This is a genomic window from Nocardia sp. NPDC102475, assembly GCF_055584605.1.
Window position 1 is genome coordinate 524,816 of the sequence record NZ_JBVJLS010000002.1, and the last position, 13,125, is coordinate 537,940.

The following is a 13,125-nucleotide window of genomic DNA, read 5'->3' on the forward strand; positions in this document are numbered from 1 at the left end:
CCCGCGCTCCCGGATCGTATCGTTGAATAATGTATCGTCAAATAGCGGTACACTCAATGGTGGTAAAATATTCGCCGTGCGAGCGGTGGTAGTCGGATCCGGAATCGTCGGCCTGTCAACGGCATTCGAACTGCTGCGCGGCGGGCACCATGTCGTGGTGGTGAGCGCGGAGCCCATCGACTCGACGACATCGTTTCTGGCCGCCGCGGTGTGGTTCCCCACCGCGGTCGGGCCGACCGATCGTGTGACCGCTTGGAGCGTCGAGACGTTCACCCATCTGGAACGACTCGCGCGAGCCGATACCCCTGGCGCGCGCATGTGTGAATCGCTCGCCGTCTATCGCGACGAACCGGCGACACCGTCCTGGTCCGAGGCCGTCCGAGCGTTCCGGCGGGCGCGGGCGGACGAACTCCCGCCGCACTACCGATTCGGGTTCCGGTTCGCCGTTCCATTGCTCGAGATGCCGATCTTCCTGCCGTGGTTGGCATCTCAGGTTCGCGAAGCGGGCGCGTACTGGATTCGGCGGACGATCCGGAGTCTGGACGAGCTCGACGATCTGGCGCCCGATGTCATCGTGAACTGTGCGGGTCTGCGTGCCGGTCCGCTGGCCGACGACGCCGAGGTCTATCCGATCCGAGGCCAGATCGTGCGCATCACCAATCCTGGCATCTCGGTGTCGGTACGTGACGAAGCACACCCCCTTGGACGCGCGTATGTCCACCCCCGCACCCATGACTGCATTCTCGGTGGCTCACTGGAGACGGGCGCATGGGATCGCACCCCCGATCCGCAACTGACACAGTCGATCCTGCGTCGATGCCGAGATCTCGTACCGCAGCTGACCGGCGCGGAGGTTATCGAAACAGTCGTCGGACTGCGGCCGGGTCGCGCCGAAGTCCGACTGGAGATCGCCCAGGCCGACGCGTCATCGGTTCCCGTGGTCCACAACTACGGCCACGGCGGCTCCGGCATCACCATCGCCCACGGTTGCGCCCGCGAGGTGTCGGCGCTCATCGATACGCTGTGAGCGGTTGAACCAATAGTCGCGTTGGCTCGTAGTACGGGGGACGAGTTGCGATCCGCGCATCGTCGAATTGCGACGAAGGGTTCGAAAGATGAATTCAGCCAGACGTTTTCAGCAAGTCACCGTGCCGATCGCGGCCGCCGCTATCGTTCTCGCGGGTCTGCTGAGCGCCTGTGGTGGCGAGAAAGGTGCCGAGGCGGTGGCACAGACGACCGCGGCCACCGTCGTGGGACAGGCACCGGCGGTAGCGAAAACGCAAGGCTGGCTGAAGATCTACGACGGCACCGCGCCGGCCGGTACCGCGAATGCGGTACAGCTCCGCGTGACCAGCAATCCTACTGTGGGACAGTATGTTTCGGACGGATCCGGCCGGTCGCTGTACCGGTTCGACAAGGACACGGCGACACCGTCGGTATCCAACTGCTCCGGACAGTGCGCAGTGACCTGGCCGCCGCTGACCGTGACCCGCGACCAGGTGCTCTATGCCGCGGGAATCGATCCTCAACCCGTCGGATTCATCGAACGTGCCGACGGCGCATGCCAAATCACCATCGGCGGCTGGCCGGTGTACTACTTCTCTAAAGACACCAAGCCGGGTGATCTGCTCGGGCAAGGTGTCGGCGGAACCTGGTTCGCAGTGGCTCCGAACGGCGGCAAGGCCCTGAGCAAGTGATCACACAGGCCCTCATTGGCTGCCCTGACCGGTGGGGTGGCTGAATTGACGCCACTCCCGGTCCAAGCGGATGTGGCGGCGATGGTTCAGCGCCCACGTAGTGGACCAGACGACTGCGGCTGCGCCGCACCAGATTTCGAGTAGAACGGCGATACCGACACCGACGCCGTGCACGGCGGCGGCACTGGACGGTTCGGGAGGGGCAGTCGGTGTTCCGTCCGGGCCCAGCCAGACGGGGGCGGGCCGGCCGGGTTCGGCGGCATCGGGGACACCGACGGTCGCGGTGCCGGACTTGCCGTCGTGAGTCCAGAACACCTGCGCCTCGAAGTGATCGCGCACCGTTCCGTTGCGGTCCGCGATAGGTGCGGCGACCCGGGCCGGGGTACCGACAATGGTCCCTGTCACAACGATTTTCGTGGCGTTTTCGGTGTGGATCCGTTCGGATGCCGAGCTATAGGCCGCGGTACCGGCCGCCGCGGCGGTCGGTACCGCGATCAGCAGTACCAGGACGGCCAGAATGCGGACGAACCCCTCCACCCGATCGGAGACCCGCATCAGCGGACTGGGATTCCAGGGCTGCATCCGCCAGCTCCGCACCGGCCACGTCGGCGACACCGACACCTCCATCACCTCCTACGACGGAGCCCGCGAGCAACCGCGACTCCTATCCCGGGCATTCCCCCGACTCGCCAATTGATGCACCGGCGGAAGCCCGGAACATGGTCGAACCCCGCTCGGCGCACGTCCGAGCGGGCTTCATCGGCTCATACCTACTGAATCGACGGACGCGGTGACCCGGTTACGCTTCTGCTGCCCGACCACCCGAGCGCCGCCCCGACGGCGACCATGCCGACGCCGAGGGCGAAGTGCAGCCAGTTGTCGGCGGTGTCCACCGGGACGAAGTTCGCATCGCTGTGCTGGTCGATGACCAGCCCGTACAACCACAGCACCAGGTAGATGATGCCGCCGCCGAGCAGGAACGCCCGGGATGCGAGCGCTGTGCGTGATGCCAGCAAGCCGGCTACGCCGAACACCAGGTGGACGATGTTGTGCAGGATCGAGACGTTGAACAACCCGAGGAGCTGGGCGTCGGAGCTGTGTCCGGCCCATTCCATGCTGTCGTAATTCGTGGTGATGCCCGGTATGAAGCCGAGCACGCCGACCACCAGGAACACCGCGCCGACCGCCGCCGCCGCGATGCGCAGCGGCGTCCAATGCGCGGCTGAGGTTTGCGCGTGATGCGCGGCCATGGTGACTGCCTCTCCCGAACCAGGCGTCCGAACAGGCACCCGTTTCGTGCGACTGATTTCGATGACTGCCGGTTTTGTGGCAGTCACCTGCGTCATACCCGTGCGCGGTGTAGACAAACGAATAAACCCGCAGGTCCAGCGCGCAGACCGGCCCCTACAGCCAAATGAGGCAGAAGGGGTGTCCGACGGGATCGGCATAGACACGGAACTGCTTGTCGTCATTGGCCTGCACCAAGCGCGCGCCGAGTGCGAGCGCTTTCGGCTCGGCCGCTTCGATCTCGTCCACCAGCACATCGAAATGCACCTGCTGGGACGCTTCCGGATCCGGGAAACGCGGTGGTCGATACTGCGGCGCGTATTGGAACGCCAAGCGCCTGCCGCCGGGTTCTTCGATGACGACCCAAGTGTCATCCGGCGCATCGGTCGGCTCGGCGCCGAGCAGCCGGGCATAGAACTCGGCCAGCTCAGGCGGATCCGGGCAATCCAGCACGACAGTGCGCAGACTTCCGACGCTGCCGTCGGCCATCATTCGACCTCCTGTATGTCGCGGAAATGCTCATCGCGTACCCGCGCGCGGACACTCGAATCCGCATGCAGTGGTATGGGCGGAATCTGCATTAGGGTCGACGCCCGTCGGGAGGTTTCATTTGTCGAAACGCATAACGCTGCTCATCGCGCTGCTGGCCGGCGTAGCCGCGTGCACCAGCACACCCAGGTCCGATCTGCCCCTGCCGTACCACGGCGATGCCGACCAAGTCGTCACCGTCGTCGCCGAGCACGCCGCCGATAGCACCGCGACACTGACTGCGTGGCAACGCATTTCAGGTGGCTGGCACGCCGCTATCGGTCCGCTGCGGGCCTATGTCGGGCGCGACGGCATCGGCCGAGCCAGCGAGGACTCGGCGCATACTCCCGCCGGTGTGTGGACGCTGAGCGAGGCGTTCGGGATCGCACCGAACGACGGCACCCGACTCCCCTATCGCCAGGTCGGTGTACAGGACTGGTGGGTCTCCGATACCGGCTCGCCGAGCTACAATCATTACGCGCAATGCGCCACCGGCACTTGCGAATTCGATGAGCATGCCAGCGAGAACCTGGGCCAGGCCGGTCCGGCGTACGAACATGCCGTGGTGATCGATTACAACCGTCAGCCCGTCGTCGCGGGCGCGGGTTCGGCCTTCTTCCTCCATGTCGAGACCGGACGCCCGACCGCTGGGTGTGTATCGATCCCGGCTGCCGACCTCGAAGCCGTTATGCGATGGCTGGATCCGAGCGCGCACCCGGTGATCAATATCGGCAGCAAGTGACTATCCGCAGATCTCCTCCACCGCACCGGCGAGCAGCGACAACCCGCGATCCAATTCGTCCTCGCTGATTGTCAACGGCGGCAACAGCTTTACCACCTCGTCAGCCGAACCGGAGGTCTCCACGAGCAGCCCGCGCTCGAAGGCGAGTTGGGACACCTTGCCGGCGCGCGACGCTTCCGCGAACACGATGCCGTGCACCAGCCCGCGCCCGCGCGTCGAGACACCAGGGAACGCCGCCGCGATTTCGGCGAGCGCGCGCGCCGTGCGCTCCCCTTTGGCCACCGTCGAAATCTCCAGCGCGCTATCGGACCAGTAGTGCTCGAGCGCAACCCGCGCGGTGACGAATGCCGCATTGTTGCCGCGGAATGTGCCGTTGTGCTCACCGGGGGCCCACTGATCGAGTTCGGGCTTGAAAAGCACCAGCGCCATCGGCAACCCGTACCCGCCGATGGATTTCGACAGCGTCACGATGTCGGGAGTGATGCCCGCGAACTCGAATGAGAAAAACCCACCGGTCCGTCCGCAACCCATCTGCACATCGTCGACGATCAACAGAATTCCGCGCGCTCGGCACAATTCGGCCAGCTGCCGCAGCCATTGCGAGCGTGCGACATTCACCCCGCCCTCACCCTGTACCGTCTCCACGATCACCGCGGCGGGTTTGTCCAACCCCGAGGACGAGTCGTCCAGGGCCCGCCGCATCCAGCGCAGGTCGTCGGCCGCATCGAGGAAGCCGTCGTAGGGCATGGGCATCGCATGCGGCAGTGGCACACCGGCAGCCGCGCGTTTGGCGGCATTGCCGGTCACCGATAACGCGCCGAGCGACATCCCGTGGAAGGCGTTGGTGAAGTTGACAACGGTCTGGCGTCCGGTGACCTTGCGCGCCAGCTTCAACGCGGCCTCGACCGCATTCGCGCCGGTCGGACCGGGAAACTGCACCTTGTAGTCCAGACTGCGTGGCTCGAAGATCGTGTCGCGCAAGGCCTCGAGCAGCCGTCGCTTGGCGACGGTCGACATGTCGAGGCTGTGCGTGATCCCGTCGCCGACGATGTAGTCCAGCAGTGCCCGCTTCAGCACGGGATTGTTGTGGCCGTAGTTGAGCGCGCCCGCGCCCGCGAAGAAGTCAAGGTAGTCCTTGCCGTTCTCATCGCGCAGCCAGGCGCCGCTGCCGGTATCGAACACCGTCGGCCAAGCCCGGCAGTACCCGCGCACATTCGACTCGAGCGTCTCGAAAACGGTCATCTCAGTGTTGTTTCGAGCGACCTGCGAGCAGTCGCTAGCGGCGACAGTCATCGACATTCCTTCCTGTCGTGCGCGAGCGCCCACGGGGCAAATCTGAAGTGACTGTGTTTCTAACATTGGTGCAGCGGGTTTGTCGCACTTTTCCAAAAATCGCGCGCTTAACTACCGCGCGTCCCCCGACGCACCGTAGAGTTAACCGTTTGTGCGCGGCAGTGTGGAGGGCAACAGATCGCAGCTAGCCGCACTGCACGCACTCCGGACCGCCCGGCTGTACCTCTACCTCGCCAGAGCCGGTTTCCGGCGCCAATCCCAGTACAAACTGGCGATGTTCGCCGGTCTGTTCACCAACTGCGTCTTCGGATTCGTGCGCGCGGCGGTGATGATGGCCGCGGTGCGCGCATCCGGCGGCTTCAGTGGTTACGACGCGGGATCGATCGGCGCCTACGTCTGGCTGTCCCAGGCCCTGCTCGGCGCGACCCAATTCATGGGACCACCACTGGAATTGGTGGATCGGGTCAAAAACGGCGATATCGCGATCGACTTCTTGCGTCCGGTCGATGTTCAATTCAGTTATCTCGCCATCGATCTCGGCCGCGCGTCGTGCACGATCCTGCCGCGCGGCGTGCCGAGCGTACTGGTCGGCATGCTCACCTTCGGGCTCGTCATGCCCGGCGCACCGGGGCCCTACGTGCTCGGGCTGGTCAGCGTGGTGTTAGCCGTAGCGTTGTCATTCCTATGCCTTTTCGCCGTCGGATTGATCGGATTCTGGGTGGTGGAAACCCGCGGGCTCCGAGTGCTATACCAGATTTGCGGCACGTTTCTGGCCGGGCTGTTCGTGCCGGTCCACATGTTCCCGGCATGGCTGCGCACCGTCGCGCATGCCACCCCGTTCCCGTCGATCCTGCAGTCACCGATCGACATCCTGTCGGGTCGGGTCACCGGGATGGATGCCGTGACGGTCGTTGCCGCACAGGTGTTCTGGGTACTCGCGGTCGGTGCGGTGGGCCGGGCGCTGCTGGTGGCCGGGCGCCGCAGGCTGGAGGTGCAGGGTGGCTGAGCCCCCGTATACGCCCGTACCGGCCGGTACCTGGTTCACCCCCTACGCGGCGGTGCTGCGGTCGCGAATGCGAGCCCAGCGCGCATACCGATTGTCCTTCGCCAGTGAAGTATTCAGCGCCTTCCTGATCGGCATCGTCGAATTCGCCGAGGTGTGGGTCATCTACCACAATGTCCGGGTGCTCGGCGGGCTCGATCTGGACGGGGCACTACTGCTGTTCGGCCTGAGCAATTCCGGATTCGCACTGGCCCAAGTGCTGTTCGGGCACCTGGATTCACTGCCGACACTCATCCGGCTCGGCGTGCTCGACGCCTATCATCTACGACCCCAGCCACTCCTGTTGCAGCTCATCACCAGTGACATCTCGCTGCGCCGATTCGCCCGCGCCTCGGTGGCGATCATCGTGCTCGGACTCGGCCTCGTTCGCAACGATCTCGCTTGGGGTCCGCAAACTCTCGCACTGCTGGTCATGACCCTGCTCAGCGGCATCGCCCTGTTCGGCGGCGTGTTCGTCTGCGCCGCCGGCGCGCAGTTCTACCTGATCGACGGTGCGGAACTGACCAACAGCTTCACCTACGGCGGCTCCTTCGCCGCCATGCAACCGGCTTCGGTATTTCCGACATCGCTGAAGCTGGTATTCGGCTTCGCCATTCCGGTCGCCTTCACGGCGTATCTACCGACCATCGCACTGCTGCACCTACCCGGCCCACCGCTGCTGCCGCCCTGGCTGGCCTGGTGCGCACCGTTGGCGGCGCTGTGGGTGTGGCTGCTCGCGTTGGGTTTGTGGCGACTAGGCACTCGGCACTATCAGGGAGGCGGCGGATAAGCGTGGCGGACAGTGAGCTATCGGACTCGATCATCGAGATCGAGAACCTGACAAGGCAATTCATTCTGTATCGGAATAACGGGCAGCGCTGGCGACGCAGCCGTGAAACGCTCACCGCGGTGGACCGGATGACGTTTCGCATCGAACGGGGTTCGGCGGTGGGCTATATCGGCGCGAACGGGGCGGGCAAGTCGACCACCATCAAAATGCTGACCGGCATCCTGGTCCCCACCTCGGGCACCGTGCGCACCTGCGGCCTGGATCCGGTGCGGCAGCGGCGCGAACTCGCCGCCCGGATCGGGGTGGTCTTCGGGCAGCGCTCCCAGCTGTGGTGGGATCTGCCACTGCGCGAATCGTTTTCGATTCTGGCCGCGATCCACCGGCTGGAATCCGATGTCGCGCATAAACGTACCTACGAGTTGGTCGAACAACTGGAGATGGCCGAGACGCTGGACACTCCGGTGCGGCAGCTCTCGCTCGGCCAGCGCATGCGGGCCGAGGTCGCCGCGGCGCTGCTGCACTCCCCCGAATTGGTCATTCTCGACGAACCGACCATCGGCCTCGACGTGCTGTCGAAACAGCGGCTACGGGAGTTCCTGCGCGCCGAACGCACCGAGCGCGGCACCACGCTGTTGCTGACCACGCACGATATGGGCGATATCGAGCGGCTGTGTGACCGGGTGCTCGTCGTCGACCGCGGCAGTCTGGTGTACGACGGTTCACTGACCGGTCTGGCGGTGCGGGTGGGCGCGCGGCGGGTGCTGGTCGTCGATCTGGCCGAACCGACCCGCAATCTCGACGATCTGCCGAGAGCCGAACTGTTGACCAGCGAGGGCGGGGGCATGCGTCAGCGACTGGCCTTCGATGCCGAATCAACCACCGCCGCACAGGTTCTCGCCGCGGTGTCCGATCGAGCCGAGGTGCGCGACCTGTCCATAGAGGAGCCGGACATCGAGGACGTGGTCCGGCGGATCTATGAATCCGCCTGGTGACCGACGCCGCTGTCCGGCTCCCGATTTGGTTGATATTCAGTTGTTTTCGGGTTCGCGAGCGCCCTGGTCGAGTCGGAACGGCGGGTATTCGTCACGCATCAGCGAGGCGTAGGCGCCCACCCGGATCGACCACCGGTGCAGGCCGAGCAGGAAATCGAACACGGCCTTGGGATATACCGCCGTGAACAGCAATGCCATCACTGCGACCAGCACCAGCACATTGGCCAGCGTGAACCCGCCCCAGCCGTACTTGCCGCCCATACCCGCACTGAATATCGCACCGACGATCAGGTAGTGCGGAATGGCCAGCAGCCACCATTTCACCAGCACCAGACCGCGACTCAGCTGCTCGGGATAGTCGATTTCCAGATCCGCCGGATAATCCGGATCCGACTGCAGACTGAACGGCGGATACCTATCGGTGCCGAGCACCGAGTAGGCATAGAAGCCGACCCGCCATCCCCATCGCATGACGCCGACATTGAAGTCGAACAGTGCGCGCGGATAGTTACCGGTGATCAGAATCGCGAAGAATGCGACCACCGAGACGATCACGTACGCGATGTACAGGAATACCAGAATAATGGCGTGTGGGATGGCCAGGATCCATTTGACCAGCCACATCCAGCGCGATAGCGCGGGATCGAGATCTCCTCGGACTCGAACCGGATTGGCCGCGGCAGCGACGGCGACGGTGTTCTCGGGCTCCATGATCGATGCTCCTTCCAGGTGCTTCGATGCCTCGACAACGAGTGGAATGTCCCGATTGTCCCGTATCGGACATGCGGTCGGACCACGTTCCGATACCGACTCGCCAACGAAAAGGTGGCCGCCGTCGTGGCGAATCGCGCAGTGCCGCAACGGCCCTGCCGCACGCCTCAGCTCGGCGCCTGCCCCTGGGCCGAGTACAGACTGACCTCGCCCTCCTCACCGAGGAAGGCGTTCACCAGCATGATCTGACCGGCCTCCAGCTCGTCCGGGTCGGGGGCGCTGGTGGTGATCGAGATCTGCGGAATCACCGCCCAGTTCACGACATAGCGTTCGGGCGGTCCGTCGTCGTCGGACAGGCGCGCGAGCCGAAACACCGACACCGTCTTGCGGAGGATGAGCGTGCGCACGACCTCGGCGATTCGCTCCGGATCTTCCAGCGCGAACATGAACCCGAACGTCAACTCGGGCGAAGACACATAGGCGGGCACGAACACCGAGGCTAGTCGATCGAACGGCGTCGTGCGCGCGCCTCGCCGGAAGTGGTTGCTGCCCATGCGCTCAGCGATTTCACGAAGGTAGGAAAGTCGGCAGTTATGTGACCGATCCGTAACGGATCATAACGATTTCCCGGCAGCTCATCTGTTTCTACACCATTCTATTGCGCCGATTCGACTATCGCGCTTTCCTGAAAAGGTCCCGATTTTCTCGGGCCGTCTTCCTCATCGCATCGTCGCGGATTTCCCGGTTTCTTTGCCGTGCTGGTGGACTGTGTGGAGGGCGATCCGGCTGCGGGGCTGCGCCGGAGCCGAGGGGTGCCCCTCCCCGAAATCCTCCTCGGCCCTGGCGCATCCAAAACACACCCATCGCCACCGCAGGGGCGTGCACCATGCCTACCGAATATGCAGCAGGTCGTATCGAAGCCGACGAGCTGCCATCACCATCGGCGCTACTGCGTGCATTTCGCGAACCCGACGATCCGAATCGACACCGTCACCGTGTCCTGGCCGCGGGACGCGCACTGGTCGAATGTCATGAACGCAGGCGCAATGCCCTGCAGGCCGCACATGCGCCGGACGCGCCGAGCGGCCGCGTAGCACAGTGCCTGCAACTCGTCGACGACCTCGACGCACACCGAACCGAACTGGTCGGCCAAATCGACAATTGGGTCGCCGGCAATGTGGAGCACCGCGCCGGCGCCTCGCTGCACACCGAGACGCTGGGCGCGGTCATCGATCGAATGGCGGCGAAATGGGTTGCGGCACAACATGCATTGGGTATGTCGGCACCGGCCGGGCCGCCGCATCCACTGCAGCTGGACGATGACGCCCAGCTGCAGTGGAGCCGATTAGCCGAACTGGCCGACGGCTACAAGGACCTGATCACCGATGTGACCGAGCACCGGCGCAGGCTGCCGGTGTGGTGATCATCGGGGGTTTTCCGCCTCCGGCTCGACCACCTCTGCCTCGACGAACGACGCGCTCGGCTCGACCTCCGCGTCATAGGACACGTCGGCCTCGTCGACGAGATCATTCCCCTGCTGCGCCGCGGCATCGTTGCGCGCGGCGGCCGCGGCCTCGTTCATCTCGATGGCGTCGGTGATCCACTCACCGATCTCCCGGGTGACTTCCGCGACGGTGCCGGTGATGATATTCGCAATATTTCCGACATGTCTTGCACCAGAGGAAGTCAATTCTTGAATTAGATCCTTGTTACTTTCGAATTTCCCGATCATTCACACGCCCACTTCGGTTGTGTTCCGCTGTCGCATCACGATAACACCGGGCGTGGACTCCTTCCCGACCAAGAACGGCGGCAGTGCCAGCTTGAAAATCTTCAGCCAGACCGATCCGACTTGCTTACCGAGCGAACCGGTGTTGTACGGCAATCCATACTTCTCGCACAGTTCCCGAACCTCCGGCGCGATCTGCGGATAGCGATTCGCGGGCAGATCCGGGAAGAGGTGGTGCTCGATCTGATGCGACAAATTCCCGGACATGATGTGGAACAGCTTGCTGCCGGTGATATTGGCCGAGCCGAGCATCTGCCGGACGTACCACTCACCGCGAGTCTCCTCGGCGGTCTCCTCCTCGGTGAACGTCTGTACGCCCGTGGGGAAGTGGCCGCAGAAGATGATGGAGAAGGCCCAGAGGTTGCGCACCAGATTGGCGGTGGCATTTCCGGCGAGTGTGCTGACGAACAGCGGACCGGTCAGTGCCGGGAAGACGAGGTAGTCCTTGAGCACCTGCCGACCGGCCTTGCGCCACTGGCCCTTCAGCAATCGCTTGACGTCCGACCAGCTCTTTTTGCCCCGGATGATGTTCTCCACCTCCAGGTCATGGCCCATCACGCCCCATTCGAACAGCACCATCAGCGCGAAAGCGTAGAGCGGCTGGCCGAGTCGCAGCGGATTCCACTGCTGAGCCTCGTCCATGCGCAGGATGCCGTAGCCGATGTCGCGGTCCATGCCGTGGATATTGGTGAAGGTGTGGTGCATGTAGTTGTGCGAATGCTTCCACTGGTCCGCCGGGCAGACCGTGTCCCATTCGAACTCACGGGAATTCAGGCCGCGCTCGCGCATCCAGTCGTACTGGCCGTGCATGACATTGTGGCCGATCTCCATATTGTCCAGGATCTTCGACACACTCAGCGCGCCCACCGCGGCCAGCCAGAACGGCGGCAGGAAGCCGAGATACATCAGGCCGCGCCCGGCGATCTCGAAACCACGCTGCGCCTTGATGATCGAGTAGATGTATTCGCGGTCGGCATCGCCGAGATCGGCGACGACGCGGGCGCGCAGGTCGTCGAGGGCCCGGCCGAGTTCCTCGACCTGGTCCGGGCTCAGTACCAGCGGGCCGTCTTTCGTTTCGGTCAGAATCGTCATTGCTTTGGTCCCCTTGCTTTGTCAGATATCGATGTCGACGTCGCCGACGGGCGCGTTGATGCAGAGCTGGATGGGCTGATCCGGATCGCTGTCGGTCTCGCCGGTGCGCACATTGCGGGTGCAGCCGCTGCGCCGAACCGCGGTGCAGGAGAAGCAGATACCCATCCGGCAGCCGTACTCCGGTGTCAATCCGGCGGCCTCGGCCTGCTCCAGCAGGACGGCACCGTTGTTCTCCGCGCTGCGTCCGCTGGCCGAGAAGCTGACCGTGCCGAAGGCCTCGTCGGCGTCGACGGGGGTGCTGGACAGGGTGAATTCCTCGGTGTGCAGCCGCGCGTCCAACTGCTCTGCCTCGAAGATCTTGCGCACCGCGTCCATCAGGCCCTGGGGCCCGCAGACGTAGGTCTCGCCGTCGGCGAACCATGGTGCGACGGATTCGAGTTGGTCGTAGTCGAAATGGCCGGAGCCGTCGCCGGGATAGCGCAGTTCGATGCGGAAGTTCTTGTGCGCCTGTGCAATCGCCTCCAGCTCCGCCCGATGCGGCACCGTCTCCGGCGATTTCGCATAGTGCAGGAAGGCGAGTTCACCCGGATAGCCCTCATCCGCCAGCGTGCGCAGCATGGACAGCACCGGGGTGATGCCGCTGCCGCCGCTGATCAGCAATACCCGCTCGGGGCGCGGTTCGGGCAGTTGGAAGACACCGGCGGCCGGTTCCAAGCTGACCACCATGCCGGGTACGGCGTTGCGGTAGAGATATTGCGATACCAGGCCGCCCGGATGCGCCTTGACCGTCAGTTGCAGGTGCCGATCGCGCCGCCCCGCCGGATTGACCGGTGAATAGCACCTGGTATGCCGGATGCCGTCGATGACGACGCCGATCTGCACATATTGCCCCGCGACGTGGCCGCGCCACTGCCGGGTGGGGCGCAGGGTCAGCGTCACCGACCCTGGCACCGAGCGGCGGACGTGGGTGATCTCCGCCCGCAACTCCCGAACCGTCAGCGTGGGGCGGACGAGTTCCAGGTAGCGGTCGAGCGGGTGCGGTGTAGTCAGGGTTTGCACCAGGTCGATGAGTCCCACCATGCGGTTGCCTCTGCTTTCGGGCCGCGGCGTACTCCTGAACCCTCATCGGCGAAGATTTCAGTGCACGCCTGTACACTCAACT

Annotated in this window: 16 protein-coding genes; 7 read left to right on the top strand and 9 right to left on the bottom strand. The window is 64.4% G+C overall.

Annotated features, from left to right (window positions below; genetic code table 11):
* The first annotated feature begins 76 nt into the window (after nt 1–76).
* Both ACZ60G_RS05615 and ACZ60G_RS05620 read left to right on the top strand, forming a co-directional pair.
* Nucleotides 77–1,027: an FAD-dependent oxidoreductase gene (locus tag ACZ60G_RS05615; RefSeq protein WP_465807568.1), complete on the top strand. Its 951-nt coding sequence runs from the start codon at nt 77–79 to the stop codon at nt 1,025–1,027.
* Between the two features lie 88 nt (nt 1,028–1,115).
* Entirely contained in the window at nt 1,116–1,697 is a 582-nt protein-coding gene (locus ACZ60G_RS05620; RefSeq protein ID WP_465807569.1) for a hypothetical protein, read from the top strand.
* Nucleotides 1,698–1,709: 12 nt separating this feature from the next.
* On the opposite strand, the gene ACZ60G_RS05625 is transcribed toward ACZ60G_RS05620, so the two are convergent.
* The 3 genes from ACZ60G_RS05625 to ACZ60G_RS05635 form a co-directional block, all read right to left on the bottom strand.
* Nucleotides 1,710–2,312 (bottom strand): Rv1733c family protein, encoded by a 603-nt coding sequence (locus ACZ60G_RS05625; protein ID WP_465807570.1) that lies wholly within the window; start codon nt 2,310–2,312, stop codon nt 1,710–1,712.
* Between the two features lie 155 nt (nt 2,313–2,467).
* Nucleotides 2,468–2,947, bottom strand: coding sequence for a DUF4383 domain-containing protein (locus ACZ60G_RS05630; protein ID WP_465807572.1), 480 nt, complete (start codon nt 2,945–2,947; stop codon nt 2,468–2,470).
* A 154-nt stretch (nt 2,948–3,101) separates the two neighbouring features.
* Complete coding sequence (locus tag ACZ60G_RS05635) at nt 3,102–3,476, bottom strand: VOC family protein (protein ID WP_465807574.1); 375 nt, start codon at nt 3,474–3,476, stop codon at nt 3,102–3,104.
* 118 nt (nt 3,477–3,594) lie between these two features.
* Here ACZ60G_RS05635 and ACZ60G_RS05640 point away from each other — a divergent pair, with 118 nt between their 5' ends.
* A complete protein-coding gene (locus ACZ60G_RS05640; protein WP_465807576.1) occupies nt 3,595–4,254 on the top strand; it encodes a L,D-transpeptidase family protein in 660 nt (219 codons plus the stop codon).
* On the opposite strand, the gene ectB is transcribed toward ACZ60G_RS05640, so the two are convergent.
* Nucleotides 4,255–5,547: a diaminobutyrate--2-oxoglutarate transaminase gene (gene ectB, locus ACZ60G_RS05645; RefSeq protein ID WP_465807578.1), complete on the bottom strand. Its 1,293-nt coding sequence runs from the start codon at nt 5,545–5,547 to the stop codon at nt 4,255–4,257.
* Nucleotides 5,548–5,698: 151 nt separating this feature from the next.
* Here ectB and ACZ60G_RS05650 point away from each other — a divergent pair, with 151 nt between their 5' ends.
* The 3 genes from ACZ60G_RS05650 (at nt 5,699) to ACZ60G_RS05660 (ending at nt 8,371) form a co-directional block, all read left to right on the top strand.
* Nucleotides 5,699–6,553 (top strand): ABC transporter permease, encoded by an 855-nt coding sequence (locus tag ACZ60G_RS05650; protein ID WP_465807580.1) that lies wholly within the window; start codon nt 5,699–5,701, stop codon nt 6,551–6,553.
* Nucleotides 6,546–7,379 carry an ABC transporter permease gene (locus tag ACZ60G_RS05655; protein ID WP_465807582.1) on the top strand — a complete coding sequence of 278 codons (834 nt, stop codon included), beginning with the start codon at nt 6,546–6,548 and terminating at the stop codon, nt 7,377–7,379. The genes ACZ60G_RS05650 and ACZ60G_RS05655 overlap by 8 nt, the downstream gene beginning before the upstream one ends.
* Nucleotides 7,380–7,507: 128 nt before the next feature.
* Nucleotides 7,508–8,371: an ABC transporter ATP-binding protein gene (locus tag ACZ60G_RS05660; RefSeq protein ID WP_465807637.1), complete on the top strand. Its 864-nt coding sequence runs from the start codon at nt 7,508–7,510 to the stop codon at nt 8,369–8,371.
* 36 nt (nt 8,372–8,407) lie between these two features.
* Here the strand turns inward: ACZ60G_RS05660 and ACZ60G_RS05665 are convergent, their stop codons facing one another.
* Both ACZ60G_RS05665 and ACZ60G_RS05670 read right to left on the bottom strand, forming a co-directional pair.
* Nucleotides 8,408–9,082, bottom strand: a complete 675-nt coding sequence (locus ACZ60G_RS05665) for a DUF4389 domain-containing protein (RefSeq protein WP_465807584.1) — start codon at nt 9,080–9,082, stop codon at nt 8,408–8,410.
* Nucleotides 9,083–9,249: 167 nt separating this feature from the next.
* Nucleotides 9,250–9,636 carry a hypothetical protein gene (locus ACZ60G_RS05670; RefSeq protein WP_387291246.1) on the bottom strand — a complete coding sequence of 129 codons (387 nt, stop codon included), beginning with the start codon at nt 9,634–9,636 and terminating at the stop codon, nt 9,250–9,252.
* 332 nt (nt 9,637–9,968) lie between these two features.
* Between ACZ60G_RS05670 and ACZ60G_RS05675 the strand changes: the two genes are divergently transcribed.
* Nucleotides 9,969–10,505 (top strand): DUF4254 domain-containing protein, encoded by a 537-nt coding sequence (locus tag ACZ60G_RS05675; RefSeq protein ID WP_465807585.1) that lies wholly within the window; start codon nt 9,969–9,971, stop codon nt 10,503–10,505.
* Here the strand turns inward: ACZ60G_RS05675 and ACZ60G_RS05680 are convergent, their stop codons facing one another.
* Genes ACZ60G_RS05680 through ACZ60G_RS05690 form a run of 3 tightly spaced genes read right to left on the bottom strand, consistent with a single transcriptional unit; the run spans nt 10,506 to nt 13,043 of the window.
* Nucleotides 10,506–10,772: a hypothetical protein gene (locus ACZ60G_RS05680; RefSeq protein ID WP_465807587.1), complete on the bottom strand. Its 267-nt coding sequence runs from the start codon at nt 10,770–10,772 to the stop codon at nt 10,506–10,508.
* Between the two features lie 42 nt (nt 10,773–10,814).
* Nucleotides 10,815–11,963 (bottom strand): fatty acid desaturase family protein, encoded by a 1,149-nt coding sequence (locus ACZ60G_RS05685; RefSeq protein ID WP_465807589.1) that lies wholly within the window; start codon nt 11,961–11,963, stop codon nt 10,815–10,817.
* A 21-nt stretch (nt 11,964–11,984) separates the two neighbouring features.
* Nucleotides 11,985–13,043, bottom strand: a complete 1,059-nt coding sequence (locus ACZ60G_RS05690) for a ferredoxin reductase (RefSeq protein WP_465807591.1) — start codon at nt 13,041–13,043, stop codon at nt 11,985–11,987.
* Nucleotides 13,044–13,125 lie beyond the last annotated feature (82 nt).

Bases quoted from the DNA above. Each gene is read 5' to 3' on its own strand.
- ACZ60G_RS05675 (WP_465807585.1), top strand. From the start codon at position 9,969: ATGCCTACCGAATATGCAGCAGGTCGTATCGAAGCCGACGAGCTGCCA.
- ACZ60G_RS05660 (WP_465807637.1), top strand. From the start codon at position 7,508: ATGACGTTTCGCATCGAACGGGGTTCGGCGGTGGGCTATATCGGCGCG.
- ACZ60G_RS05690 (WP_465807591.1), bottom strand. From the start codon at position 13,043: ATGGTGGGACTCATCGACCTGGTGCAAACCCTGACTACACCGCACCCG.
- ACZ60G_RS05630 (WP_465807572.1), bottom strand. From the start codon at position 2,947: ATGGCCGCGCATCACGCGCAAACCTCAGCCGCGCATTGGACGCCGCTG.
- ACZ60G_RS05665 (WP_465807584.1), bottom strand. From the start codon at position 9,082: ATGGAGCCCGAGAACACCGTCGCCGTCGCTGCCGCGGCCAATCCGGTT.
- ACZ60G_RS05670 (WP_387291246.1), bottom strand. From the start codon at position 9,636: ATGGGCAGCAACCACTTCCGGCGAGGCGCGCGCACGACGCCGTTCGAT.
- ACZ60G_RS05685 (WP_465807589.1), bottom strand. From the start codon at position 11,963: ATGACGATTCTGACCGAAACGAAAGACGGCCCGCTGGTACTGAGCCCG.
- ectB (WP_465807578.1), bottom strand. From the start codon at position 5,547: ATGACTGTCGCCGCTAGCGACTGCTCGCAGGTCGCTCGAAACAACACT.
- ACZ60G_RS05620 (WP_465807569.1), top strand. From the start codon at position 1,116: ATGAATTCAGCCAGACGTTTTCAGCAAGTCACCGTGCCGATCGCGGCC.
- ACZ60G_RS05635 (WP_465807574.1), bottom strand. From the start codon at position 3,476: ATGATGGCCGACGGCAGCGTCGGAAGTCTGCGCACTGTCGTGCTGGAT.